We start from the raw sequence: 24,600 nt of genomic DNA on the forward strand, positions 1-24,600 counted from the left end.
CTAGCCCATTTGCCGTAAAAAACAGGTGAATGGCGGGCCGCCAGCAATGCGGAATGGGGCTTTCAGATAGTATGGACTTCGCAGTCTGCAACTGGCAACATGGCGTTACGACAAGTTCACGACATGGTAAAGGCCGCATGGATTGGGTGACGGGCGATTTTGACCCCTTTGAGGTGCGGGAGCCTGAAACCCAGTCCATCCCCTTCGTCTTCAATTCGCCGCATAGCGGGCGTCTCTATCCGTCGACCTTTCTTGCGGCGTCCCGTCTCGATGCGCTGGCGATCCGCCGTTCCGAAGACCATTACGTGGATGAACTCTTCGGCGATGCGCCGTCCTTTGGCGCGCCGTTTTTGCTGGCCCATTTTCCCCGTGCCTATCTCGATGTCAATCGCGAGCCTTATGAGCTTGATCCGCGCATGTTCGAGGGGCCGCTTCCCTCCTATGCGAATATCGGCTCCATGCGGGTGGCGGGTGGTCTTGGCACCGTGCCGCGCATCGTGGCGGAAAACATGGAAATCTATGCGCGCCGCCTGCCGGTGGAGGAGGCGCTGGCCCGCGTCGAAGGCATCTACAAGCCCTATCACGCATGCCTGCGCCGGCTGATTGCCCGCACGCATGCCCGTTTCGGGCTGGCGATCCTGATCGACTGCCATTCCATGCCCGGCACAATTCGCCTCTCCGGCTCGGATGTGCGGCCCGATTTCATCATCGGCGACCGCTACGGCACCAGCGCATCGGCCGAGCTTTCCCGCGCGGCGCTGCACATCCTGCAGGACATGGGCTTCAACGCCGTGCGCAACAAGCCTTATGCCGGTGGCTTCATTACCGAGCATTACGGCCGCCCGGTGCGGGGTCTGCATGCGCTGCAGATCGAGGTGAACCGCGCGCTCTACGTGGACGAGATGACGCTGGACAAGAAGCCGGAATTCGATCTGATCGCCGCCGCGCTGTCCACCTTCGTCCGCCAGATGGTGGATTTCTCCATCGGCTTCAGCGTGGATTCGGCCCTGGCGGCCGAATAAATCGCGCCCTTTTCCTTTGTTTTCCTTGGACTTTCGCCGCGCATCCGATGTGCCGGCCAAAAAAAACCGCGCCTGTGGGCGCGGCTAAGTCTAGGGAGGAAACACCCAAGGAGGGTATTTACAGTCAAACGACTGTAACCAAATTGTTAAAATCGAATTGCCCAATTGTCAAGCAATGAATCGCGCTGACTATTCAAAAGGCATGTTGCACTGCGGTCGCGTGGACCGCACCGGCCTGTCAGCTGGCGCGACCCCTGCCACACGGCGGCAATGGCCCCGGCGATCCCTTTCTCTTTTCCGGAAAACCGGGTTTCCCTTTGTGACGACAGACTCTAGAAGGAAAGCAGTGTTTCAACGCCTGCGGGATTGTTCATGCTGCCTGATCGCGCCTTCTTCGATGTTCTTGCCGACGCCGCCAGCCAGGAGACCCTGCCGCGTTTTCGCGCCGGCACCTCCGTCACCAACAAGCTCGCCTCCGGCTTCGATCCGGTGACCGAGGCCGATCGAGCCGCGGAACTGGCGATCCGCGCCGAGGTGGCCCGCCGTTTTCCCGAGCACGGCATGCTGGGCGAGGAGCATGAAAGCTTCGGGCTTGATCGCGATCATGTCTGGGTGATCGATCCGATCGACGGCACGCGCGCCTTCATCTCCGGCGTTCCCGTCTGGGGCACGCTGATCGGCTTCTATACCAATGGCCGCGCGCATATGGGCATGGTCGACCAGCCCTTTACCGGTGAGCGCTATTTTGCCGATGGCGAGCGTTCCTGGTATCGCGGGCCGGATGGCGAGCGGCAGATCCGCACCCGCGATTGCGGCAGCCTTTCCGATGCCATCCTGTTCACCACCTCGCCGCATATTTTCGAAGCCGAAGCGCTCGCCCGCTACCGGGCCGTGGAAGAGAAGGTGCGACTGTTCCGCTACGGCGTGGATTGCTATGCCTATGCCCTGCTGGCGGCAGGCCATGTGGATCTCGTGATTGAAAACAGCCTGAAGCCCTATGATGTCGGCGCGCTGATCCCGCTCATCGAGCAGGCGGGTGGCATCATCACCACCTGGGATGGCGGCCGGCCTGAACAGGGCGGCGACATCATCGCCGCCGGCAGCCGCGCTGTCTATGAAGAGGCGCGCGCGCTGCTCGCCTGATGGCTTTGCTCAGGCCACTGCGTCGGACAGCGGTGGCATGGTCTCGCTGCCCGGCATGAAGGCTTGGATAGCGGCGAGTGCCTGCGCGCGGTAGATGTCGCGTTCCTGCAAAATCTCGTGGCGGGCACCGGTGACCGGGATCAGCTGTGCCGCGCGAAAATTGCGCGACAGGTTTTCCTGCGCCAGATAGGGCACCACGCCATCGCGCATCGGCGCGATCAGCAGTGTTGGAATGGTGATGCGCGTCAGATGTGCCTGCTGGCTGACGCGGCTTGCCGCTGTCAGCGTCTCGTGCAGCCAGCGCGCCGTTGGAGCGCCGACCGTCAGCTGCGGATGCGCGGCGATGAAGGCTGCGTTGCGGGCAAAGCGGGTGGCGTCCCCCGTCAGCGGATTGTCGGCGAAGGGACGCTGGCTGCGATCCTGGCCCATGGACTTTCGCCCGAAACCGAGCGCCGAGAAACCGGCCGCCAGGCGGCGGATCCACGGCTCCGGCAATTGCTGGTTGGCAAGCGCCACGTAAGGCGCCAGCAGCGCCATGCGCTCGATGCGGTTGGCAAGCCGCGGCGCCGCCGACAGCGCAATCAGCGCGCCGGTGGAATGGGCGAGCAGAAAGAAGGGCAGGCGGGCATCCGGCAGCACCACCTTTTGCAGAAACAGGTCGAGATCGCGCTCGTAATCGGCAAAGCGACGCACATGGCCCTTTCGATGATCTTTCAGCAGCCGCCCCGATCCGCCCTGGCCGCGCAGGTCGAAGGTCGCGACCCACAACCCCATGGCATTGAGATCGCGGATGGTCTCGGCATATTTCTCGATGAATTCGTTGCGACCCTGCAGCAGCACCACGGTGCCGCGCGCCGGCGACACGGCGGAACGGAACAGACTATAGCGCAGCCGCACGCCGTCATGGGCCGTCAGGAAGCCTGCCGTAAAATCCTCCGGCAGCGGATTGTCCGGCGTGGGGAAGAGAATGTCGTCCATCGGCTCGCCACCTGCTATGCCTGTCCACGGATAGGATCTGCATCCGCTCTCGTCAAAGAAAAAAGCCGGAACCGGAGATTGTTTTCCGGTACCGGCAGCAGGGCTGGCGAGACGGGACGGACGTCAGCCGTCGGCATGCATGAGGGCGGGCCGGCAATGTCCGCTTTGACCGGAAGCGCCTGAACGGCAGTCGAACCACCCCTTCAGCCAGGGTTCAGCCATGGGACGTCCGGCGTGTTGAGCGGGCGTCATTTTTCGACGTCACGGCTCTTGAAGCCGATTTTTGCCGCTCCCATCTCAGGGTCACGGACGCCGCAAGGGTCCGCACCAGGGGCCGGCGCCGCCAGATGGGGCGCCGTTCCGAGATTGAAAAAACCGCAAACGTCGCTTCACAGGAGGACACCATGCGTCACATCGATTTTTCGCCGCTCTATCGCTCGACCGTCGGCTTCGACCGCCTCTTTTCCATGCTGGACGGTGTCGGCCAGCCCGAGCAGGCCCAGACCTACCCGCCCTACAATATCGAGCGCACCGGCGAAAACACCTACCGCATCACCATGGCGGTCGCCGGCTTCGATGAAAAGGAACTGAGCATCGAGGCACATGCCCATGTGCTGACCGTCAAGGGCGAGAAGTCCGAGGAAGAAACATCGGACAAGAGCGAGTATCTTTATCGCGGCATTGCCAAGCGCGCCTTCGAGCGCCGCTTCCAGCTGGCCGATCACATGGAAGTGCGTGCCGCCTCGCTGAAGAACGGTCTGCTGCACATCGATCTCCTGCGCAACATTCCGGAAACGCTGAAGCCGCGCCGCATCGCGATCGCTGCCGATGTCGTCAGCACGCCGAAGACGATCGAGGCCCAGCCGGATCCGCAGAAGGTCAACTGACCGGATCTCGGCGCGGCGTCATTGCCTGCCCGACATTGTCTGCTGACGCAAAAGCCCCCTCCCGAGCGTCTCGGGAGGGGGCTTTCGTTTGGCCGTCGACGGGTCCGTCAGGCTGCGGCCGTCACGGCGGCAGCCTGGCGCGCTGCGCGCTTCGCGGCATATTTCTGGGCAAGAACCGCGCAGGTCATCAGCTGGATCTGGTGGAACAGCATCAGCGGCAGAACGATGGCGCCGATGCTCTGGCCGGCAAAGATGGCGCCTGCCATGGGCACGCCGGACGCCAGGCTCTTCTTCGAACCGCAGAAGGTGATGGTGATCTCGTCTTCCTTGTTGAAGCCGAGCAGGCGGCTGCCGAACATGGTGATGCACAGTACCAGCGCCAGCAGCAGTGCATCCATGACGATGACGACGCCGATATCGGTGATCGAGAAGGTGTGCCACAGGCCCTCGTTCACCGATTCGGAGAAGGCGAGATAAACGACCATCAGGATCGAACCCCGATCGACCGGCATCAGCAGCTTCTTGCGGGCGCGCACCCAGCCGCCGATCCAGGGTTCCAGCAACTGGCCAAGGATGAAGGGGGCAAGCAGCTGCAGCAGGATCGTCTCCAAGGCATCAAGCGAGAAGCCGGAGGTACCACTCGTCGTCATCAAAAGGCCGACGAGGAGCGGCGTCAGGAACATGCCGAACAGGTTGGAAGCCGAGGCCGAGCAGATGGCCGCCGGCACATTGCCGCCGGCAATCGAGGTGAACGCGATCGAGGACTGCACGGTCGACGGCAGCACGCAGAGATAAAGGAGGCCGACATACAGTTCCGGCTTCAGGATCGTCGACGGGATGAAGCCCGCCCCGAGGCCGAGAAGGGGGAAGATCGCATAGGTGACGGCAAGGATCGTCAGGTGCAGGCGCCAGTGCAGGATGCCGGCAATGACCACATCCCGCGACAGTCTTGCGCCATGCAGAAAGAAGAGAAGCGCAATGGCGCAGTCTGTCGCATAGCCGAAATACGTGGCAAACGCGCCCTTGGCGGGCAGGAAGGATGCGATGATGACCGTCGTCACCAGCATCAGGGTGAAGGTATCGGGCAAAAACCGGCGCATGGTCGTTCCTGTCAGCTGATCTGGCCTTTACGCATGCGCTATCATGAAACAGAATGCAAAGACTAACAGTTATTGTGGTTCATGATAAAATGCTGAATCTCGTCCATCTGGCCAGTTTCGTCCGCCTGCATGAAACCGGCAGCTTCACGCTGGCGGCCGAGCAGCTGGGCGTCGGCCAGTCCACAGTCACGCACCATATCCAGCGGCTGGAGCAGAGCCTTGGGCGGCAGTTGATCGATCGCACCACGCATCGCGTCAAGCTGACGACGGAAGGGGAGGCGCTTCTCAGCTACGCGCGCGGCATGCTGGACCTGAACGGCAAGGTGATGTCGATGTTCGGGGAGAGCCGGCTGCGGGGACGCCTGCGGCTCGGAGTCTCCGAAGACGTGGTGGCCAACCGGCTGACCGGCATTCTGGAGGATTTCATCCGCCTCTATCCTCTGGTCGATCTGGAGTTGACGGTGGCGCTCAGCGCCTCCCTCTACCAGATGCAGGATGTGGGCGATCTGGATCTGGTGCTGGCCAAGCGCCACATCGGCGAAACCCACGGACGTCTGCTCTATCGCGAGCCGCTCGTCTGGCTGGCGCGCGACCCGGATCTCCTGCAGGTCGAGCCGGGCCATCCCGTGCCGCTGATTGCCTTTCCGACGCCCAGCATCACACGTCGCGTGGCGCAGGAGGTGCTCGACAGGGCAGGTCTGCCCTGGCGCATTGTCTGCACCTGCGGCAGTCTCGCCGGCCTCACAGCCGCTGCGCGGGCCGGCATGGGCGTTCTCGTGCAGCCCCGCAGCATGGCGCCGGATGGTCTGAGGGAGGTGGCAGGCGATCGCCTGCCGGTTCTGGAGGATGTGGAATTCGTGCTGGTTGCGCGCCGCGGCGCAGATACGGCGCTGACGGAGGCCTTGTCGAGCCTGATCGTCCAGCGCATCCGGCCGCATGGTGCGCCCTGAGCGGCACGCCATGCGCCTCATGATATCGTTCGGTTGAGACAGGCGCCGGACCTGCCAGCCGGCGCTCCTTGTGGCGGATCCTTCAGCCGGCGGCGATCACGTCGAGAAACGCATCCACATCCTGGGGCTCGGTCGCAAAGCTTGTCACGAGACGGATCAGCAGGTCGTGCTCGGCAACCGGTTCCGGCATGTCGTGCGGCTCCAGCCAGTCATAGAACTTGGCGCCCCTGGCCTCGGCCGCCTGGGCGGTGGATTTCGGAATGACGGCAAAGACTTCGTTGGAGGCTGTCGGCCAGGCCAGCCTTGCGCTGTTGGAGGCCTCGAGCCCGGCGCGCAGACGATCCGCCATGGCATTGGCGTGACGGGCGAGGTCCAGCCAGAGATTGTCCTGCAGATAGGCCTCGAACTGCGCGGCGATGAAGCGCGACTTGGAGAACAGCTGGGCGGAGCGCTTGCGGATGAAGGGCAGTTCCCGCGCCATCTCCGGATCGAAGAAGACGATCGCTTCCGCGCACCAGCAGCCATTCTTGGTGCCGCCGAAGGAAAGCACGTCGACGCCGCGCTTCCAGGTCATCTCGGCGGGTGTCGCGCCCAGCTGCACGAGCGCATTGGCAAAGCGGGCGCCATCCATGTGCAGCGGCAGGCCATGCTCTTTCGCGATCCCGGCAATCTCCTCGATCTCGGTGAGGCTGTAGATGCTGCCGACTTCAGTGGCCTGCGTCATGGTGATGGCGGTGGCGCGGCCGTGGTGGACGGCATCCTGCGGATAGCGCGCGATGCGGCTGCGCAGCTGTTTCGGGTCCATCTTGCCAAGCGCCCCGGGCACGGGCGACATGCGCATGCCGCTGAAGAAGTCCGGCGCGCCGCATTCGTCCTCGATTACATGCGCTTCGGAATGGGCGAAGGTGACGCCGCCCGGCTTGGCGAGGCTCGCCAGCGCCAGCGAATTGGCGGCCGTGCCGGTCGCCACGAAGAAGACGGCGACCTCGCGCTCGAAAATCTCGTTGAAGCGCTGTTCGATGGCGCGGTCCAGTTCGCTCGTGCCATAGGCTGCGGCAAAGCGCGTCGATTCTTTCAGCAGGCGTTCGTTGATGGCGGGGTGAGCGCCAGCCCAGTTGTCCGAGGCAAAGAACATGAGGCATTTCTCGCAAGAGGGGTCAGGATGCGCGGAAAGATGCGGCCGTTCGTCCTGCGGATCAATAGCATTATGGGGTTGGCGCCGGCGGACCCGATTTTGGGGCATGAAGTGGAAAGAAGAGCTTCGCTTTCGATAATTTTCTTGCGTGAATGTGGGGCGGAACGGCAATTTTCCAGCTGTGAGGGGTGCTCTTTTTCCCTGCCGCGCCCTTGCGCGGGACCCTGATTTCTGTCATAGAAAATGAAAACTAGGACAGTCATTCTGTCCTAATTCGCCGCGAAAGGCCGTAACGAAGCGTTAACCTCCCGTCCGGGAGGTCTTGTCGTCTGCGGTTCACCTGCGCTGTGTAAGTCTGTGTGGCGCCTTGTGCGCCTTATGAGATCAACCCTTGCCCGCTCCGGCGGCCGATAAGGAGGACGAATGATGACCGAGGCTGAAAGACCCCATGGCGCCGAAGGCGAGACCGTGAAAGCCGTCATTCCGGCTCGTCCGTCCTTCCCCGGTCTGCCCATGGCGCAGGGTCTCTACGATCCGCGCAACGAGCACGACGCCTGCGGCGTCGGCTTCATCGCCCACATGAAGGGCCAGAAGTCGCACCAGATCGTCAAGGACGGCCTGTTCATCCTGGAAAACCTCACCCATCGCGGCGCTGTTGGCGCCGATCCGCTGATGGGCGATGGCGCGGGCATTCTCGTGCAGATCCCCGACCGTTTCTTCCGCGAGGAAATGGCCAAGCAGGGTGTGACGCTGCCGAAGGCTGGCGAATATGCCGTCGGCCATATCTTCATGCCGCGCGACCCGGAACAGATCGCCCACTTCAAGAAGGTGATGATCGACGTTATCGCCGAAGAAGGTCAGCAGTTCCTCGGCTTCCGCGATGTGCCGGTCGATAATTCTTCGCTCTCCAAGGCGCCGGATATCGCTGCAACCGAACCCTATCACTGTCAGGTCTTCATCGGCGCCGGCCGCGATGCGGCGACGAACCATGACTTCGAGCGCAAGCTCTTCCTGCTGCGCAAGGTGATCTCCAACCGCATCTACGACCAGTTCGGCGGTCAGGAGACCGGCTTCTATCCGGTGTCGCTGTCGTCCTCGACCATCGTCTACAAGGGCATGTTCCTGGCTTATCAGGTGGGTGCCTATTACAAGGACCTGTCCGATCCGCGCTTCGAATCCGCGGTTGCCCTCGTGCACCAGCGTTTCTCGACCAACACCTTCCCGTCGTGGAAGCTGGCGCACCCGTACCGCATGGTGGCCCATAACGGCGAAATCAACACGCTGCGCGGCAACGTCAACTGGATGGCGGCGCGTCAGGCGTCCGTCTCCTCGCCCTTCTTCGGCGACGATATCTCCAAGCTCTGGCCGATCTCCTACGAGGGCCAGTCGGACACCGCCTGCTTCGACAACGCGCTCGAATTCCTCGTGCGCGGCGGCTATTCCATGGCCCATGCGGTGATGATGCTGATCCCGGAAGCCTGGGCGGGCAACCAGTCCATGAGCCCGGAGCGCAAGGCCTTCTACGAATACCATGCCGCGCTGATGGAGCCGTGGGATGGTCCGGCAGCGGTTGCCTTCACCGATGGCAAGCAGATCGGCGCGACGCTCGACCGCAACGGCCTGCGTCCGGCCCGCTATGTCGTCACCTCCGACGACCGCGTGATCATGGCCTCCGAAGCCGGCGTGCTGCCGGTTCCGGAAGAAACCATCGTCAAGAAGTGGCGCCTGCAGCCCGGCAAGATGCTGCTGATCGACATGGAGAAGGGCCGCATCGTTTCCGACGAGGAAGTGAAGAACGAGCTTGCCACCAAGCATCCCTACCGCAACTGGCTGGACCGCACCCAGATCATTCTGGAAGACCTGAAGCCCGTGGAGCCGCGCGCGCTGCGCCGCGACGTGTCGCTGCTCGACCGCCAGCAGGCTTTCGGCTACACCTCGGAAGACACCAAGATCCTGATGTCGCCGATGGCGACCACCGGCCAGGAAGCCGTCGGCTCCATGGGCACCGACACGCCGATCTCGGCCATGTCGTCGAAGTCGAAGCTGCTTTACACCTATTTCAAGCAGAACTTCGCGCAGGTGACGAACCCGCCGATCGACCCGATCCGCGAAGAGCTGGTGATGAGCCTCGTCTCCTTCATCGGCCCGCGCCCGAACATTCTCGACCATGAGGGCATGGCCAAGGCCAAGCGCATGGAAGTGCGCCAGCCGATCCTGACCAATGGCGATCTCGAAAAGATCCGTTCCATCGGCCACATGGAAGATCACTTCGACACCAAGACGCTCGACTTCACCTATGATGTGGAGCGGGGCGCCGAAGGCATGCCGGAAATGCTCGACCGTCTCTGCGAGCGTGCGGAAGCGGCGGTCAAGGGCGGTTATAACATCATCGTTCTCTCCGACCGCCAGATCGGCCCGGACCGCATCGCCATCCCGGCGCTGTTGGCGACGGCTGCCGTGCACCATCACCTGATCCGCAAGGGGCTGCGCACCTCCGTCGGTCTCGTCGTGGAATCGGGCGAGCCGCGCGAGATCCATCATTTCTGCTGCCTCGCCGGCTTCGGCGCCGAGGCGATCAACCCCTATCTCGCCTTCGATACGCTGACGGACATGCATGCCCGCGGCGAATTCCCCAAGGAAGTCGATGCGAGCGAAGTGGTCTATCGCTACATCAAGGCCGTGGGTAAGGGCATCCTGAAGGTCATGTCCAAGATGGGCATCTCGACCTACCAGTCCTATTGCGGCGCGCAGATCTTCGATGCCATCGGCCTCGCTTCGGAACTGGTCAACAAGTACTTCTTCGGCACCGCCACCACCATCGAAGGCGTTGGTCTGGCGGAAATTGCCGAGGAAACCGTGGCCCGCCACAAGGCTGCCTTCGGCAAGGACCCGGTTCTGGCCTCCACGCTCGATATCGGTGGCGAATATGCTTACCGCATGCGCGGCGAAAGCCATGCCTGGACGCCGGATGCGGTGGCCTCGCTGCAGCATGCAGTGCGCGGCAACAGCCAGGACCGCTATCGCGAATTCGCAGCCATGGTGAACGAGACCTCGCTGCGCATGAACACCATTCGCGGCCTGTTCAAGATCAAGTCGGCAGAGGCGATCGGCCGCAAGCCGGTGTCTATCGATGCGGTCGAGCCGGCGGTGGATATCGTCAAGCGCTTCTCGACCGGTGCCATGTCCTTCGGCTCGATCAGCCGCGAGGCGCACACCACGCTCGCGATTGCCATGAACCGCATCGGCGGCAAGTCGAACACGGGTGAGGGCGGCGAAGAGAGCGATCGTTACATGCCGCTGGCGGACGGGTCGCAGAACCCCGAGCGTTCGGCCATCAAGCAGATCGCCTCCGGCCGCTTCGGTGTGACGACGGAATATCTCGTCAATGCCGACATGCTGCAGATCAAGGTGGCGCAGGGTGCCAAGCCCGGCGAAGGCGGCCAGCTGCCCGGCCACAAGGTGGATGCGACGGTGGCCAAGACCCGCCATTCCACGCCGGGCGTCGGCCTCATCTCGCCGCCGCCGCACCACGACATCTATTCGATCGAAGATCTGGCGCAGCTGATCTACGACCTGAAGAACGTCAACCCGGCGGCCGATATCTCGGTCAAGCTGGTGTCGGAAGTGGGCGTCGGCACGGTTGCCGCCGGCGTTGCCAAGGCGCGCGCCGATCATATCACGGTCGCCGGCTTCGATGGCGGCACGGGCGCTTCGCCGCTCACCTCGCTGAAGCATGCCGGTAGCCCCTGGGAAATCGGCCTTGCCGAAACCCAGCAGACGCTGGTGCTGAACGGTCTTCGCTCGCGCATCGCGCTGCAGGTCGATGGCGGCCTGAAGACGGGTCGTGACGTGATTGTGGGTGCGCTGCTGGGCGCCGACGAGTTCGGTTTCGCGACCGCGCCGCTGATCGCCGCCGGCTGCATCATGATGCGCAAGTGCCATCTGAACACCTGCCCCGTCGGCGTTGCCACGCAGGATCCGGTTCTGCGCAAGCGCTTCAAGGGTACGCCCGAACACGTCATCAACTACTTCTTCTTCGTGGCCGAAGAAGTGCGCGAAATCCTCGCTTCGCTGGGCTTTACCCGGCTGGACGAAATCATCGGCGCTTCCGAACTTCTGGAGAAGGATGAGATGCTGGCGCACTGGAAGGCCAAGGGGCTCGATTTCAGCCGCATCTTCCACAAGGTGGAGGCTCCGAAGGAGGCGACCTACTGGACCGAGCGCCAGAAGCATCCGATCGACGAGATTCTCGATCGCAAGCTGATCGAAAAGTCGCTGCCGGCGCTGGAAAGCAAGGAATCGGTGGTCTTCGAGGTGCCGATCAAGAACGTCGACCGCTCGGCTGGCGCCATGCTCTCGGGCGCGCTTGCCAAGCGCTGGGGTCACAAGGGTCTCAAGGACGACACCATCCATGTCACCCTGCGTGGCACGGCCGGCCAGTCCTTCGGCGCCTTCCTTGCCCGCGGCATCACGTTCGATCTGGTGGGTGACGGCAACGACTATGTCGGCAAGGGGCTCTCGGGTGGCCGCATCATCGTGCGCCCGCCGGAAAACTCGAAGCTTGCCGCTGAACAGTCGATCATCGTCGGCAACACGGTGCTTTACGGCGCGATCACCGGCGAATGCTACTTCCGCGGTGTGGCAGGCGAGCGCTTTGCGGTGCGCAACTCCGGTGCGATTGCCGTCGTCGAAGGCGTGGGCGATCACGGCTGCGAATACATGACGGGCGGCATCGTGGTGGTTCTCGGCGAAACGGGCCGCAACTTCGCAGCCGGCATGTCCGGCGGCGTGGCTTACGTTCTCGATGAGAGCGGCGATTTCGCCAAGCGCTGCAACATGGCCATGGTCGAGCTGGAGCCGGTGCCGGAAGAAGACGACATGCTGGAGAAGCTCCACCATCACGGTGGCGACCTCATGCACAAGGGACGCGTGGATGTGTCCGAGGACATGACGCGCCACGACGAGGAGCGCCTCTACCAGATGATCTCCAACCATCTCCACTACACGGGCTCCACCCGCGCCAAGGAGATCCTGGATCGCTGGACCGAGTATCGTCCGAAGTTCCGCAAGGTCATGCCGGTCGAATACCGCCGTGCTCTGGAGGAAATGGAACGCATGCGCATGGGCGTTGCGGCGGAGTAAGTCGCCGCAACCGATCATTCACTGATCAAGCCGTTCGCGAATGCCACGCTGGCCTTTGCGAACGGAAAGATCGAAGGGAATTTCATCGTATCGGCGAGGGCGCAAATGGCGACGGTCGATACAGGGAGCCTGAAGGTTCCCAGTCTGAAGTGAGGGATGAAACATGGGCAAGGTTACGGGTTTCATGGAAATCGACCGGCAGGTGGCAAAATACCAGCCTGCGTCGGACCGTATTCGCCACTTCCGCGAGTTCACCATTCCGATGTCGGATGCCGAGGTGACGAAACAGGCAGCCCGCTGCATGGACTGTGGCATTCCCTATTGCCATGGCCCGACCGGCTGTCCGGTTCACAACCAGATCCCGGACTGGAACGACCTCGTCTATAACAACAAGTGGGAAGAGGCGATCCGCAACCTCCATTCCACCAACAACTTCCCGGAATTCACCGGTCGCGTCTGCCCGGCGCCCTGCGAGGAAGCCTGTACGCTGAACCTGGAAGATGCCCCCGTCGCCATCAAGACGGTGGAGCAGGCGATTGCCGACAAGGCCTATGAGCTGGGCTTCATCTCGCCGCAGCCGCCGACCATCCACACCGGCAAGAAGGTCGCCATCATCGGCTCCGGTCCTGCCGGTCTCGCGGCTGCCCAGCAGCTTGGCCGTGCCGGTCACGAGGTGCATGTCTACGAGCGGGAGAGCAAGCCCGGCGGTCTGCTGCGCTATGGCATTCCGGACTTCAAGATGGAGAAGAACTTCATCGACCGCCGTGTCGAGCAGATCAAGGGCGAGGGCGTCACCTTCCATTGCGGCGTCAATATCGGCGTCGATCTGCCGATGGAAAAGCTGCTGGCCGAGCATGATGCGGTCATCTATTGCGGCGGCTCCGAAACGCCGCGCCCGGCCGGCATTCCGGGCGTGGAACTGCACGGCGTCTATGATGCCATGCCCTATCTCGTGCAGCAGAACCGTCGCGTCGGTCGCGAAAACATCGACAGCGTCGGCTGGCCGTCGGAGCCGATCCTCGCCGGTGCCAAGCATGTCGTCGTCGTCGGTGGCGGCGATACGGCTTCGGACTGCGTCGGCACGGCCTTCCGCCAGGGTGCCGTGAAGGTGACCCAGCTCGACATTCGTCCCATGCCGCCGGAAAAGGAAGACAAGCTGGCTGTCTGGCCGTTCTGGGCCACCAAGATGCGCACCTCGTCTTCGCAGGCCGAAGGTGCCGTGCGCGAGTTCCAGGTGGCAACGCTGGAATTCGTCGGTGATGAGGACGGCCAGCTGACGGGCGTTCGCTGCTGCCAGGTGGATGAGCGCCGCAAGCCGATCGCCGGCACGGATTTCATCATCAAGGCCGATCTCGCCTTCATCGCCATCGGCTTCTCGGGTCCGGCGAAGGATAGCGTTCTGAAGGATCTGGGCGACAAGCTGGCGCTCAATGTCGACCGCCGCGGCTCGACCAATGTTGTCGCCAATGACCGCGACTACAAGACCTCGGTCGACAAGCTCTGGACGGCTGGTGACGTGCGCCGCGGCCAGTCGCTGGTGGTCTGGGCCATCCGTGAGGGCCGTCAGGTGGCACGCGCCGTGGATGAGGCCCTGATGGGCAGCACCGTGCTGCCCGCCTGATAGCGACAGATCAGGATCGGCTCGGGAAACCGGGCCGATCTGTTTTTCACAATCCCTTTGCCGCCGCCTTATCGCCAGCGCATTTACCGGAAGACCGGCCCATGACCCTGAAACTCTATCTTGCCGGGCCGGAGGTGTTCCTGCCCAATGCCCGTGACATGCTCGACCGCAAGGCGGCGATGGCGCGTTCCTATGGCTTCGAGCCGATCTGCCCCGGCGACATCTCCATCGAACCCGCCCCGACCCGCCACGAATTCGGCCTCAAGATCAGCGCGGTGGACGAGGGCATGATGAACCGCGCCGACGGCGTGATCGCCAACCTGACCCCGTTCCGCGGCATCGCGGCCGATGTCGGAACGGCCTTCGAACTGGGTTACATGTGCGCCCAGGGCAAGCTGGTGGCGGCCTATACCAATGTGGCGGCCAATCACTTTGCCCGCACCAGCGCCTATTACGGCGGTGAGGTGCGGGAAGGGGCGGATGGCCGCAAGCGCGGGCCGGACGGCATTTCGCTTGAGGATTTCGACATGATCGAGAACCTCATGCTGCATGGTGGCATCGAACGGCGCGGCGGCCATATTGCCATCCATGCCGCGGCGGCTGATGCCGTCTACACGGATCTCACGGCCTTTGAAGAATGCCTTTCGGTGCTTGCAAAACGACGCGACGAGCAGGCGGCGTAAGGCCGTCCGTTGTTCACAGGCTCGACGTTGACGGGCTGCGTCTTGCTCAGCGGGTCGAGCCGGTAATCTCGGTGCGGTAATAATCGACGCGGCCGGCCGGTGCCTCCGGCAGTTCGCCGCGCTTGACCAGAAGCTCGCGCGGTGTCTCCCCCGCTGCCGGTTTTGGCGCCTCAGATGTCTTCTGGCCCAAAAGTTCGCCGCCACCGTCCAGTTCCGGATCGGTCAGGCTGATCGGCTGTGTCTTGACGCTGGGTTCCGCTGCCGGCGGCAGGCTGGAAAGCTGCGGCAGATTGGCGGCATCGCCCCGGATGATGTCGGTGATGCTGAGATCGCCGAGATGGCGTCGCGCCAGCTTTTCCACGTAGAAGGCGAGCTTGCGCTTGCCCGCATCGGTAAAGCCGATGCCGTCGGCGCTGCGCAGGCGCACCGGCTGGCCGTTGATGTCGGAGCCTGTCACGATGAAGGCACCGCTTTCGCTGACGAAGCCATCCCAGATATCGACGAATTCGCCGCCCATCTTCTCCACCTGATGGCGGTAGATGCCGTTCAGTGTCACGGCGTCGGTGGTGAGGGACGGCGACTCGAAGGCTGGCAGTCCCACCCAGAGAAGCGGCAGACCGGCATCGGTCACCAGCTTCGCCAGCCGTGCGATGCGAGCCTCGTAGGCGGCCAGCCACTTTTCGCTGCGGAAGCGCTCGCGCGTGGCGTCAACCTGCATGGCCTGCCGGTCATTGGCGCCGATCATCACCACCACCAGCTTCGGCTTTTCCTGCGCCAGCAATTGCTGCAACTGCTGCGGCCAGTTGAGGTGATCTTCGCGCACGAGGCCAGACGAGCCGGAGCCCTGTTCGACAATTGCGACGGAAGGATCCTGCGCAAAGGCTTCGGTGAGGCCCTTGCCGAGGCTCATGGCCGTGAAGTCGCCGATCACCAGGATCTTGCGGGCATCCTCCATCTTCTCCACCGGCGCCGGTTCGTCCGGACGCGCGGTTTGCGACGTTGCCGGACGGCTCTCGCCGGGCGCGGCCGTCCGGGGCGGTGTGCGCCGTCGCGGCCTTTCGGGAGAAGGGGTAGCTCGCTCCTGAATCTGGTGACGATCACCGAACAGCATGTCCATCAGGGTGCGGCGCTCCTGCGCGTCTGCGGGCGCAATGTCGAGCGGAGCGAGCAGCAGGACGCACAAGGCTACGAACGCCGCCCGTTTTCCCTTGCCATTGCCTTCCGTCATCGTATCCGTCCTTCGCGTCAGGGGCAGAACACTCACCTGATCGGCTTTTGACCCTGATGGAGCCTTTCCAACGCCAAAGGCGCCGGCCATCCGAAGGATGGAGCATCGGCGCCTTCTCAACCGCGGGCAGACTCTGACCGCCGTTCCAGCCCCTGAACGACGATCAGTTGCGCAGCCGCTTCAGCAGCGTCTGCGACGGCTCGCCATCCGCCTCCATGCCGAGGCGCGACTGGATGGCACTGATGGCCGCCCGCGAGCCCGAGCCGAAATTACCGTCGATCTCGCCATCATAATAGCCAAGAGCCTTCAGCCGACGCTGCAGCTCGAATTTTTCCTTCACGTCCAGCGTGCCGTGCGGGCGCGGCCAGGGCTGAACCATGCCGCCATAACCGGCAATTTCGTCCGCCAGAAGGCCGACGGCCAGCGCATAGCTGTCGGCGGCATTGTAGCGCTTCACCACGAAGAAATTCCGCAGCATGAGGAATGCGGGGCCTTCGGCGCCAGCGAGAAGTTTCAGTTCCGCCCGATCGCTGCCACGGGGGAAGGGTTTTCCATTGGCGCGGATAACACCGAGGGCGGCCCATTGGGCAAGCGTCTTCGTCTGGCCGGCATAACGGGTCACCGTCGGCGGAAGAAGCGCCTCGTAGCCCCAGGCCCGGCCATTCTCCCAGCCGTTCTGCGCCAGCAGGTTGGCGGCAGTGGCGAGCGCGTCCGGAACGGAACTCCAGATGTCGCGGCGGCCATCGCCGTCGGCATCGACGGCATAGAGGAGATAGCTCGTCGGGATGAACTGGGTATGGCCCATGGCCCCGGCCCAGGAGCCGGTCAGGTGTCTTGGCGAGATTTCGCCGCTCTGCAGGATCTTGAGCGCTGCGATCAACTGCGTGCGGGCGAATTTTGCCCGCTTCGGATCCGCCCAGGCCAGCGTTGCCAGCGCCTGCGGAATGTTGTGCAGCCGCTCCGGCTGGGACAGCACTGCGCCGTAATTGGATTCCATGGACCAGATGGCGAGCAGAACGTGCTTGTCCACCCCGTAGCGGCGCTCGAGCGCATCGAGAAGCCTGCCGTGCTTGGCCAGCATCTCGCGCCCGTTGCGCACGGTAAACGGATTGACGCGTGAATCCAGGTACTGCCAGATCTCGGTCTTGAATTCCGGCTGATAGTTCGCCTTGCGCAGCACGTCCTCGTCGGGACCCGTGACGCCGGCAAAGGCCTTGTTGTATGTGGAACGCGTGATACCGTTTTCTGCTGCAGTGCGGTAGAAATTGGCCACCCACGCCTTGAAACCAGGCTCGGCCTGGGCATCTATGGCAGTGGTGATCAGCATCATGGCCGCGATCACGGAGAGGGCAAGTCCGGCGAAACGATGTGGGGTAAAAAATCTCATCGGCTGTCGTGTTCCTTGTGCTTTCCGGTCTCAAATTCGCCAGGATCGGGAACCACGCCCTGGCTGTCACGGCAGGATACGGCAGACAGTGTCAACAAATTCTTTACCATCACTACACTGATCTGTCATTGTTTGTGATTATGTGGTGATTATCGGATAAGTGCGATTCCGCACCGCAATGATTGTAAGTGCTTTAGGAGGCATGAGTGGGACAACAGAAAATCCGTAAGGCCGTATTTCCCGTCGCAGGACTGGGAACCCGCTTCCTTCCAGCCACGAAGGCTGTTCCGAAGGAAATGCTGACGGTCGTTGACAAGCCGGTCATCCAGTACGTTGTCGATGAAGCCGCGGAAGCAGGGATCGAGCATTTCGTGTTCGTCACCGGCCGTGGCAAAGGTGTTATCGAAGATTATTTCGACATTCAGTTCGAACTCGAACAGATGCTGCGCGAGCGCAACAAGAATGCCGAGCTGACCTTGCTTGCGGATCTTCTTCCCAAGGCCGGCACGGCAAGCTTCACCCGCCAGCAGGTTCCGCTGGGTCTTGGTCATGCCGTCTGGTGCGCCCGTGATATCGTGGGCGACGAACCCTTCGCGGTTCTGCTGCCCGACATGATCATGTCGTCGGACAAGAGCTGCCTCAAGGGCATGGTCGAGCTTTACGACAAGACCGGCGGCAATGTTCTCGCTGTTGAGGAATGCGCACCGGAACTGGCCCACAAGTACGGCATCGTCGGCGTGGGCGACAAGGTCGGCGAGGAAGGCTTCAAGATCACCGAGATGGTGGAAAAGCCGGCCAAGGGCACTGCTCCCTCCAACTTCTTCATCAACGGCCGCTACATCCTGCAGCCGGAGATCTTCAAGATCCTGGAAACCCAGGAGCGCGGCGCCGGCAATGAAATCCAGTTGACCGACGGCATGCTGACGCTGGCCAAGTCGCAGGAATTTGCCGCTTACCACTTCAAGGGCGAGACCTATGACTGCGGCGCCAAGGACGGCTTCATCCTGGCGAACCTCGCCTTCGCGCTGAAGCGTGGCGACATCCGCCCGCTGATCGAAGGCCCGCTGAAGGCGCTGACCGCCGGTCTATGATCCGCTCCGCACGAGCAATCCAGGAACCCCGTGGCGGACGCCGCGGGGTTTTTTGTTGCCATTTTATCTCTTCGCGAGAGAGGGGACGCCCTATCGCCGCAGGCTGACGCCGATGCCGGCGCGCACCAAGTTGCTGTCCGGGCCACTCGCATTGCCGGTATGCTCGTAGCCGAGATTGGCGGTGAGATCGAAATAGCGGTTGAGGTTCCAGATCAGGCCGAAGCCGGTCTGCCAGTCAGTCTCGTCGGGGCTTGCGGAAAAGTTGCGCTGCGTGACGGAGCCGGTGAGGCGGGCGGTCAGGCGGGTGAGCACCTGTTGCGAGAGGCCGGCCGTCCACTGGTATTCCCGCCAGCCACTGACGCCGGCGGCCGTGGAATCCTGCAGGGTGGTGCGCAGGCCGACATCGACATCGGTGCCCCGGTGCGGCGACCAGAACAGCGTGCCGTCCAGAGTGACGGCGCCGAGCGAGGCGAGACGGGCATCCTCGTAATCGACGGTGGCGTAGCCGATCCCGAATTCGCCGCGCAGCTTCTCGCCGAAATCGAACTGCAGGCCGCCGCGGCCACCATAGCTGTGCGAGGAGCGGGCATAGCCGGAGCTATCGCGCGCATCGTCGTAGATCGCCCGGCCGAGGCTTGCCTCGATGAAGGGAATGAGGGCGGGGGAGAGTTCGTAACCCAGCCGCAGTCGGCCCTCGACGGCCCAGCGGTCCCGGTCGCCAAGCGAAAGACGGCTGCCATCGGCAAAGCGCGCCGAACCATAGGTGGAGCGCACGGCCGCGAGACTGGCCGTACCGCGCAGAATTCCGAAATCGCGCGAGAGGGAGGCGCCGGTGCTATAGCGGTTGACGCCGGCCTGGGTGGTGGCGCCGCTCACCGCGTTCGGATCGCTGGTCGATTCCCGCTGGAAGGCATAGCCGCCGGTGAGATGCGCCACGGTTTGATCGGCCAGATCGAGTCTCAGGTCGGCGTCGATGCGTCCTTCCGGCTTCGTGCTGGCATTGCCGCTCAGATTGCGCTCATGGGTGCCTTCCGCCGTCACCGTCAGGGCATGGCGCGACCAGTCGGAGGACAGCGTGCCGTTGACGGCGGTGGCGGCATAGGTGCGGCGTGTCTCGCTGCCGCCATTGCGGGTGCGCTCGCCGTTGATGCTCTCGTTGATTGTTGGTCGCAGCATGAAGCTGCCGAGCCGGATACCGGTACCGTCATCCGCTGTGCGACCTGCATTGTCGCCGTCGATTGCCGGTTCCGGCAGGTTCTGCGTCCCCTCGATCAGCGTGTTCAGGTCATCGGCATCCGTGCCGTCGCTTCTCAGCGGCACGTCCTGCCGCAGCCCCATGCGCAGCACTGTTGCGCCGAGCGGGTTCGGGGGGCTGCCGGCCGCGGAAGCCGCATCCGTTGTCCCCGCATCGCCGCCGTCGGTGACGAGGGATTGCGCGGACGCAAGCGCCGGCACCAGCAGCACCGCCGCCGTCACGAGCAGCGCCACCGGCCGAAAATGCCGGGCCGGGTTGCCGTGACGGAGAGGGATGCGGGTCATGAACAGCCTTATGCACTGCGGGTCGTGGCGCGACGCCATGGTGAGCAAATGCTAAAGGAACAGGGTTAATCCTTGGTTGCGGGCCGCTTGTGGTTCCTTGCACCGCCGGGACCGGGTGCCGCATGGACTTCCGCCGTCCGCCGCGCTATGGCAGCGGCATGAACAGCAAAGCCATTCTCCCCGATCAGGCCGATGTGATTGCCTCGGCGCTGCGCACCATATCCATCGAAAAGCAGGGGCTGAGCGCGCTCGAGGCGGCCCTCGGCAACGGGCTCGCGGAACCCCTGCGTGAGACGATCGCGATGATCGCCGGCATTTCCGGCCGCGTGATCGTCACGGGGGTCGGCAAGAGCGGCCACATCGGCGCGAAGATTGCGGCAACCTTCGCTTCCACCGGCACGCCGGCCTTTTTCGTCCATGCAGCCGAGGCCAATCACGGCGATCTCGGCATGATTGCCGGCAATGATCTGGTGCTGGCCATTTCCAAGGGGGGCGAAAGCGCGGAGCTCAAAAGCATCATCGCCTATACGCGCCGTTTCTCCATTCCGCTGGTGTCGATCACCTGCGCGCCGCAGGCCTCGCTGGCCCGCCAGAGCGACGTGGTGCTGCTGGTGCCGGCCGAGCAGGAGGCCTGCCCGCACGGACTGGCACCGACCACCTCCACGCTGATGCAACTGGCGCTGGGGGATGCGCTTGCGGTGGCGCTTCTGGAAGCGCGCGGCTTTACCGCAACCGATTTCCACGTCTTCCATCCCGGCGGCAAGCTGGGAGCGAGCCTCACCCATGTGGGCGACATCATGCATACCGGCGAGCGCCTGCCGCTGGTGGCACGTGGAACGCCGATGCCCGACGCGGTGCGCACACTGTCCCACAAGCATTTCGGCTGCGTCATCGTCCTCAATGAGGATGGCACGCTGGCGGGTATCGTCACGGAAGGCGATATGGCGCGCAACCTGCACCGCAATCTCGGCGAACTCTGCGTCGATGACGTGATGACGGTAACGCCGAAGACGATTGTCGCCTCGACGCTTGCGACGGCAGCGCTTGGATTGATCAACAAGCACAATATCGGCGCGTTGATTGTCATAGACGAGGCGCGCAAGCCGATCGGCCTCGTGCATTTTCATGATCTTCTGCGCATCGGCGTCGCCTGACGACGGCTTTTGGCCGCCCGTCGCTCAGCCGACGACCGGTTCCACGATCAGTTCCGTGCCGGTCCAGGCGGCGACGCGCACCCGCATGCCGGCCGGCAGGTCCGGCCCGGAGACCGACCACGAGCTGTCATCCAGCTTGATGCGACCGCGGCCCTCGCGGATCGGCTCGGCGAGCGTTGCGGTGCGGCCAACGAGGCTATCGCCGCGCCGGTTCAGCATCGGCTCGTCGCTTTCGCCATGCGCATGGGCGAACAGGCGGCGGCCGATGAGCGTGATGGCGACCGCAAGGGCGGCAAAGATCACCAGCTGCAGCTGCCAGCTCCACAGGCTCTGCTCCCAGAAAAGCAGGGAGAGCGCGCCCACCAGCATGGCGGCAAGCCCGATCCAGATCAGGAAGACGCCGGGCGCGGCAAGTTCCGCCGCGAGCAGAACCAGCCCGATGATAATCCAGCTCCAGGGGCCGAGTGCCACGACCATTTGCGGGATCATGCCTTAACCCTCGCTGCCCGGCCGGTTGAAAGGATTGACCGCCGGCGTGCTGCGCGGGGCGGCCACGGTGCGCGGCGGCACCGGCTGGCCGTTCTGCGCGGTCTCGCCAAACACCTCGCGGGCAATCGCGCCGATGCCGCCGAGCGAGCCGATCAGCGAGGAGGCCTCCATCGGCATCAGCACGATCTTGGCATTCGAGGCGGTGCCGATCGCGGCAAGCGCCTCGGTATATTTCTGCGCGACGAAGTAGTTGATGGCGTTGACCTCGCCGCCGGCAATCGCCTGAGACACCACGAGCGTTGCCTTGGCTTCTGCCTCGGCCAGACGTTCGCGGGCTTCGGCCTCTCGGAAGGCGGCCTCGCGCTCGCCTTCGGCTTTCAGTACGGCCGCCTGCTTGGCGCCCTCGGCGCGCAGGATCTGCGCATTGCGCGAGCCCTCCGCTTCCAGCACCTGGGCGCGCTTCTCGCGCTCCGCCTTCATCTGGCGGGCCATGGCTTCCACCAGATCGCGCGGCGGCTGGATATCCTTGATCTCGACGCGGGTCACCTTGATGCCCCAGGGGCCGACCGCCTCGTCCACCACGCGCAGCAGGCGCTCGTTGATGAGGTCGCGGTTGGAGAGGAGTTCGTCGAGATCCATCGAGCCCATCACCGAGCGGATATTGGTCATGGTGAGGTTCTGGATGGCGTTTTCCAGATTGGCGATCTGGTAGGCGGCCTGGGCCGGATTGAGCACCTGATAGAAGGCCACCGCATCGGCCGAGACGCTGGCATTGTCCTTGGTGATCACCTCCTGCGTCGGCACGGTCAGCACCTGTTCCATCACATTCATCTTGGCGCCGAGCTTGTCGATGAAGGGCAGGATCAGGTTGAGGCCCGGATCGAGCGTGCGGGTATAACGGCCGAAACGCTCCACCGTGTAGCGATAGCCCTGCGGCACCGTCTTGATCCCCGCAAACAGCACGAGAATGACGAAGACCACGAGCGCAATGACGACGATGTCGAAGCCGGACAGCGGCATAAATCCCTCCAAGCGTTCCTGCGGTTAACCAGGATGTATGGTTTCCGGTGGCGCGAGACTAGTACCGGGCCCGAATTCCGCTCGTGATTTGCAAGGGGACCGGAATTCGGCTAAGGCCCCGAAGGTTACTCTCCGGTCGCAGCCTACCCGGTCAAAACAAGGATACCTGCCATGAAAACCCTCGTCGTCTGCTCCGGCGGACTGGATTCCGTGTCGCTTGCCTACAAGGTGGCGGCTGAACATACCCTGATCGGCCTGATCTCCTTCGATTACGGCCAGCGCCATCGCAAGGAACTGGAATTCGCAGCTCTCGCGGCAAAACGGCTCGGCGTGCCGCATGAGATCATCGACATTTCCAATATCGGCCGGCATCTCTCCGGCTCGGCGCTGACCGATGATGTGGCGGTGCCGGACGGGCACTATGCCGAAGAAACCATGAAGGTCACCGTGGTGCCGAACCGCAATGCCATCATGCTGGCGATTGCCTTCGGCCTTGCCGCCGCGCGCCAGGCGGAGGCGGTGGCGATTGCCGTGCATGGCGGAGATCACTTCATCTATCCCGACTGCCGCCCAGGCTTCATCGACAGTTTCCAGGTGATGCAGGACCATGCGCTGGAAGGCTATGCCGATGTGGTGCTGCATGCGCCCTTCGTGATGCGCTCCAAGGCGGACATCGTCACCGAAGGCGCGCACGTCGGCACGCCCTTTGCCGAAACCTGGTCCTGTTACAAGGGCGGCGAGCGGCATTGCGGCCGCTGCGGCACCTGCGTGGAGCGGCGCGAGGCCTTCCATCTGGCCGGCGTCGAGGACCCGACCGTCTATGACGATCCGGATTTCTGGAAGGCGGCCACCGCCGGCTTCCGCGCGGATGAGGTCTGATCGCCCATGTACCGCATCACCAAGGAATTTCACTTTTCCGCCTCGCACCAGCTGGCGCATCTTCCGGCCGATCACCAGTGCGCCCGCCTGCACGGCCACAATTACATCGTGGTGGTGGAGCTGGCCGGCGAGACGCTGAATGCCGACGGCTTCGTGCGCGACTATCACGAGCTGAAGGTGCTCAAGACCTATATCGACGAGCATTTCGATCACCGGCATCTGAACGAGGTGCTGGGCTCCTCGATGAGCACGGCGGAAAACCTGGCCCGACATTTCTACGACTGGTGCAAGGCACGCTTTCCGGAAACGGCGGCGGTCAAGGTCAGCGAGACGCCGAAGACCTGGGCGGAGTATCGTCCGTGACGGAAGCCGAGGGATCGCTGATCCGCGTCAGCGAGATTTTCGGGCCGACCATCCAGGGCGAGGGCGTGCTGATCGGCCAGCCGACGGTGTTCGTGCGCACCGGCGGCTGCGATTTCCGCTGTGTCTGGTGCGACAGCCTGCATGCGGTGGAAAGCCGCTTTCGCGCCGACTGGCAGTCGATGAGCGTCGCGGCGATCTGGAGCGAGGTCGAGAGGCTGTCCGGGGGACGTCCGCTGATGGTGTCGCTGTCCGGTGGCAATCCGGCGATCCAGCCACTCGGCGGCCTGATCGCCCATGGTCATGCCCGCGGCTATCGCTTCGCGCTGGAAACGCAGGGGTCTATCGCTCGGGACTGGTTTGCCGATCTTGACGTGCTGGTGCTCTCACCAAAGCCGCCTTCCAGCGGCATGGCGTTCGATCCGGAAGCTCTGCTGGCCTCTGTCGAGGCGGCATCCGGCGGCCCGCGCACGGTGCTGAAATTCGTCATCTTCGATGAGGCGGATTTCGCCTTTGCGTGGGAGGTCGCCGCGCTCTGTCGCTCGCTGCCCGTCTATCTGCAGCCCGGCAACCACACGCCCCCGCCGCCGGAAGCCGAGGATGCGGTGATCGACCTCGATGGCATCATGGGGCGCATGCACTGGCTGGTGGACCGGGTGATGGCCGAGGGCTGGTTTGCCGCGACCGTGCTGCCGCAACTGCATGTGGTGCTGTGGGGCAACCGGCGCGGCGTCTGAACGGGCGTTTGCATTCCATCTCTTGATTGGACCATCAATGCCGTCCGGCGCAGTC

The 24,600-nt window shown here is 63.4% G+C and carries 20 protein-coding genes; 12 read left to right on the forward strand and 8 right to left on the reverse strand.

Annotated features, from left to right (window positions below; all coding sequences use genetic code 11):
• Positions 1-137: 137 nt before the first annotated feature.
• Both F3H95_RS06065 and hisN read left to right on the forward strand, forming a co-directional pair.
• Positions 138-1,022: an N-formylglutamate amidohydrolase gene (locus F3H95_RS06065; protein WP_149745283.1), complete on the forward strand. Its 885-nt coding sequence runs from the start codon at positions 138-140 to the stop codon at positions 1,020-1,022.
• Between the two features lie 372 nt (positions 1,023-1,394).
• Positions 1,395-2,165 (forward strand): histidinol-phosphatase, encoded by a 771-nt coding sequence (gene hisN / locus F3H95_RS06070; protein WP_149745284.1) that lies wholly within the window; start codon positions 1,395-1,397, stop codon positions 2,163-2,165.
• A gap of 9 nt (positions 2,166-2,174) precedes the next feature.
• Here hisN and F3H95_RS06075 read toward each other — a convergent pair whose 3' ends face one another.
• Positions 2,175-3,143: an alpha/beta hydrolase gene (locus tag F3H95_RS06075; protein ID WP_149745285.1), complete on the reverse strand. Its 969-nt coding sequence runs from the start codon at positions 3,141-3,143 to the stop codon at positions 2,175-2,177.
• A 404-nt stretch (positions 3,144-3,547) separates the two neighbouring features.
• Here F3H95_RS06075 and F3H95_RS06080 point away from each other — a divergent pair, with 404 nt between their 5' ends.
• A complete protein-coding gene (locus F3H95_RS06080) occupies positions 3,548-4,030 on the forward strand; it encodes an Hsp20 family protein (protein ID WP_149745286.1) in 483 nt (160 codons plus the stop codon).
• A 107-nt stretch (positions 4,031-4,137) separates the two neighbouring features.
• On the opposite strand, the gene F3H95_RS06085 is transcribed toward F3H95_RS06080, so the two are convergent.
• Positions 4,138-5,130, reverse strand: coding sequence for a bile acid:sodium symporter family protein (locus tag F3H95_RS06085; protein ID WP_143127706.1), 993 nt, complete (start codon positions 5,128-5,130; stop codon positions 4,138-4,140).
• 89 nt (positions 5,131-5,219) lie between these two features.
• Between F3H95_RS06085 and F3H95_RS06090 the strand changes: the two genes are divergently transcribed.
• A complete protein-coding gene (locus F3H95_RS06090) occupies positions 5,220-6,080 on the forward strand; it encodes a LysR family transcriptional regulator (RefSeq protein WP_143127707.1) in 861 nt (286 codons plus the stop codon).
• A gap of 82 nt (positions 6,081-6,162) precedes the next feature.
• Here the strand turns inward: F3H95_RS06090 and F3H95_RS06095 are convergent, their stop codons facing one another.
• Entirely contained in the window at positions 6,163-7,215 is a 1,053-nt protein-coding gene (locus tag F3H95_RS06095) for a low specificity L-threonine aldolase (RefSeq protein ID WP_149745287.1), read from the reverse strand.
• A gap of 426 nt (positions 7,216-7,641) precedes the next feature.
• Between F3H95_RS06095 and gltB the strand changes: the two genes are divergently transcribed.
• The 3 genes from gltB to F3H95_RS06110 all read left to right on the forward strand — a co-directional run bounded on the left by gltB (position 7,642) and on the right by F3H95_RS06110 (position 14,661).
• A complete protein-coding gene (gltB, locus tag F3H95_RS06100; RefSeq protein ID WP_244617902.1) occupies positions 7,642-12,357 on the forward strand; it encodes a glutamate synthase large subunit in 4,716 nt (1,571 codons plus the stop codon).
• A 163-nt stretch (positions 12,358-12,520) separates the two neighbouring features.
• On the forward strand, positions 12,521-13,978 hold the full coding sequence (locus F3H95_RS06105; protein ID WP_143127709.1) for a glutamate synthase subunit beta: 1,458 nt from the start codon (positions 12,521-12,523) through the stop codon (positions 13,976-13,978).
• A 101-nt stretch (positions 13,979-14,079) separates the two neighbouring features.
• Positions 14,080-14,661: a nucleoside 2-deoxyribosyltransferase gene (locus tag F3H95_RS06110; protein ID WP_143127710.1), complete on the forward strand. Its 582-nt coding sequence runs from the start codon at positions 14,080-14,082 to the stop codon at positions 14,659-14,661.
• Between the two features lie 46 nt (positions 14,662-14,707).
• Here F3H95_RS06110 and F3H95_RS06115 read toward each other — a convergent pair whose 3' ends face one another.
• Positions 14,708-15,889 (reverse strand): DUF459 domain-containing protein, encoded by a 1,182-nt coding sequence (locus F3H95_RS06115; protein ID WP_149745288.1) that lies wholly within the window; start codon positions 15,887-15,889, stop codon positions 14,708-14,710.
• 163 nt (positions 15,890-16,052) lie between these two features.
• Positions 16,053-17,219, reverse strand: coding sequence for a lytic murein transglycosylase (locus F3H95_RS06120; RefSeq protein ID WP_244617932.1), 1,167 nt, complete (start codon positions 17,217-17,219; stop codon positions 16,053-16,055).
• A 263-nt stretch (positions 17,220-17,482) separates the two neighbouring features.
• Here F3H95_RS06120 and galU point away from each other — a divergent pair, with 263 nt between their 5' ends.
• The gene (gene galU, locus F3H95_RS06125) at positions 17,483-18,367 is read left to right on the forward strand and encodes a UTP--glucose-1-phosphate uridylyltransferase GalU (protein WP_143127713.1); all 885 of its coding nucleotides are present in this window, start codon (positions 17,483-17,485) and stop codon (positions 18,365-18,367) included.
• A gap of 90 nt (positions 18,368-18,457) precedes the next feature.
• Here galU and F3H95_RS06130 read toward each other — a convergent pair whose 3' ends face one another.
• Positions 18,458-19,906 carry an outer membrane beta-barrel protein gene (locus tag F3H95_RS06130; protein WP_188134305.1) on the reverse strand — a complete coding sequence of 483 codons (1,449 nt, stop codon included), beginning with the start codon at positions 19,904-19,906 and terminating at the stop codon, positions 18,458-18,460.
• Between the two features lie 158 nt (positions 19,907-20,064).
• Here F3H95_RS06130 and F3H95_RS06135 point away from each other — a divergent pair, with 158 nt between their 5' ends.
• Complete coding sequence (locus F3H95_RS06135) at positions 20,065-21,060, forward strand: KpsF/GutQ family sugar-phosphate isomerase (RefSeq protein ID WP_149745607.1); 996 nt, start codon at positions 20,065-20,067, stop codon at positions 21,058-21,060.
• A gap of 24 nt (positions 21,061-21,084) precedes the next feature.
• On the opposite strand, the gene F3H95_RS06140 is transcribed toward F3H95_RS06135, so the two are convergent.
• Together F3H95_RS06140 and F3H95_RS06145 are read right to left on the reverse strand one after the other, a co-directional pair.
• Positions 21,085-21,549: an NfeD family protein gene (locus F3H95_RS06140; protein WP_149745291.1), complete on the reverse strand. Its 465-nt coding sequence runs from the start codon at positions 21,547-21,549 to the stop codon at positions 21,085-21,087.
• Positions 21,550-21,552: 3 nt separating this feature from the next.
• Complete coding sequence (locus F3H95_RS06145) at positions 21,553-22,569, reverse strand: SPFH domain-containing protein (protein WP_149745292.1); 1,017 nt, start codon at positions 22,567-22,569, stop codon at positions 21,553-21,555.
• Positions 22,570-22,740: 171 nt separating this feature from the next.
• On the opposite strand from F3H95_RS06145, the gene queC reads away from it, so the two are divergent.
• From queC to queE, 3 genes are read left to right on the forward strand one after another with little or no spacing between them, the layout of a single operon-like run.
• The gene (gene queC, locus F3H95_RS06150) at positions 22,741-23,448 is read left to right on the forward strand and encodes a 7-cyano-7-deazaguanine synthase QueC (RefSeq protein ID WP_149745293.1); all 708 of its coding nucleotides are present in this window, start codon (positions 22,741-22,743) and stop codon (positions 23,446-23,448) included.
• 6 nt (positions 23,449-23,454) lie between these two features.
• The gene (gene queD, locus F3H95_RS06155) at positions 23,455-23,811 is read left to right on the forward strand and encodes a 6-carboxytetrahydropterin synthase QueD (protein ID WP_143127718.1); all 357 of its coding nucleotides are present in this window, start codon (positions 23,455-23,457) and stop codon (positions 23,809-23,811) included.
• Entirely contained in the window at positions 23,790-24,545 is a 756-nt protein-coding gene (gene queE / locus F3H95_RS06160) for a 7-carboxy-7-deazaguanine synthase QueE (RefSeq protein ID WP_244617933.1), read from the forward strand. The genes queD and queE overlap by 22 nt, the downstream gene beginning before the upstream one ends.
• Positions 24,546-24,600 lie beyond the last annotated feature (55 nt).

The sequence above is a fragment of the Rhizobium sp. RU35A genome (assembly GCF_900156005.1).
GTDB lineage: Bacteria > Pseudomonadota > Alphaproteobacteria > Rhizobiales > Rhizobiaceae > Neorhizobium > Neorhizobium straminoryzae.

Bases quoted from the DNA above. Each gene is read 5' to 3' on its own strand.
- F3H95_RS06065 (WP_149745283.1), top strand. From the start codon at position 138: ATGGATTGGGTGACGGGCGATTTTGACCCCTTTGAGGTGCGGGAGCCT.
- hisN (WP_149745284.1), top strand. From the start codon at position 1,395: ATGCTGCCTGATCGCGCCTTCTTCGATGTTCTTGCCGACGCCGCCAGC.
- F3H95_RS06075 (WP_149745285.1), bottom strand. From the start codon at position 3,143: ATGGACGACATTCTCTTCCCCACGCCGGACAATCCGCTGCCGGAGGAT.
- F3H95_RS06080 (WP_149745286.1), top strand. From the start codon at position 3,548: ATGCGTCACATCGATTTTTCGCCGCTCTATCGCTCGACCGTCGGCTTC.
- F3H95_RS06085 (WP_143127706.1), bottom strand. From the start codon at position 5,130: ATGCGCCGGTTTTTGCCCGATACCTTCACCCTGATGCTGGTGACGACG.
- F3H95_RS06090 (WP_143127707.1), top strand. From the start codon at position 5,220: ATGCTGAATCTCGTCCATCTGGCCAGTTTCGTCCGCCTGCATGAAACC.
- F3H95_RS06095 (WP_149745287.1), bottom strand. From the start codon at position 7,215: ATGTTCTTTGCCTCGGACAACTGGGCTGGCGCTCACCCCGCCATCAAC.
- gltB (WP_244617902.1), top strand. From the start codon at position 7,642: ATGACCGAGGCTGAAAGACCCCATGGCGCCGAAGGCGAGACCGTGAAA.
- F3H95_RS06105 (WP_143127709.1), top strand. From the start codon at position 12,521: ATGGGCAAGGTTACGGGTTTCATGGAAATCGACCGGCAGGTGGCAAAA.
- F3H95_RS06110 (WP_143127710.1), top strand. From the start codon at position 14,080: ATGACCCTGAAACTCTATCTTGCCGGGCCGGAGGTGTTCCTGCCCAAT.
- F3H95_RS06115 (WP_149745288.1), bottom strand. From the start codon at position 15,889: ATGACGGAAGGCAATGGCAAGGGAAAACGGGCGGCGTTCGTAGCCTTG.
- F3H95_RS06120 (WP_244617932.1), bottom strand. From the start codon at position 17,219: ATGATGCTGATCACCACTGCCATAGATGCCCAGGCCGAGCCTGGTTTC.
- F3H95_RS06130 (WP_188134305.1), bottom strand. From the start codon at position 19,906: ATGACCCGCATCCCTCTCCGTCACGGCAACCCGGCCCGGCATTTTCGG.
- F3H95_RS06135 (WP_149745607.1), top strand. From the start codon at position 20,065: ATGAACAGCAAAGCCATTCTCCCCGATCAGGCCGATGTGATTGCCTCG.
- F3H95_RS06140 (WP_149745291.1), bottom strand. From the start codon at position 21,549: ATGATCCCGCAAATGGTCGTGGCACTCGGCCCCTGGAGCTGGATTATC.
- F3H95_RS06145 (WP_149745292.1), bottom strand. From the start codon at position 22,569: ATGCCGCTGTCCGGCTTCGACATCGTCGTCATTGCGCTCGTGGTCTTC.
- queC (WP_149745293.1), top strand. From the start codon at position 22,741: ATGAAAACCCTCGTCGTCTGCTCCGGCGGACTGGATTCCGTGTCGCTT.
- queD (WP_143127718.1), top strand. From the start codon at position 23,455: ATGTACCGCATCACCAAGGAATTTCACTTTTCCGCCTCGCACCAGCTG.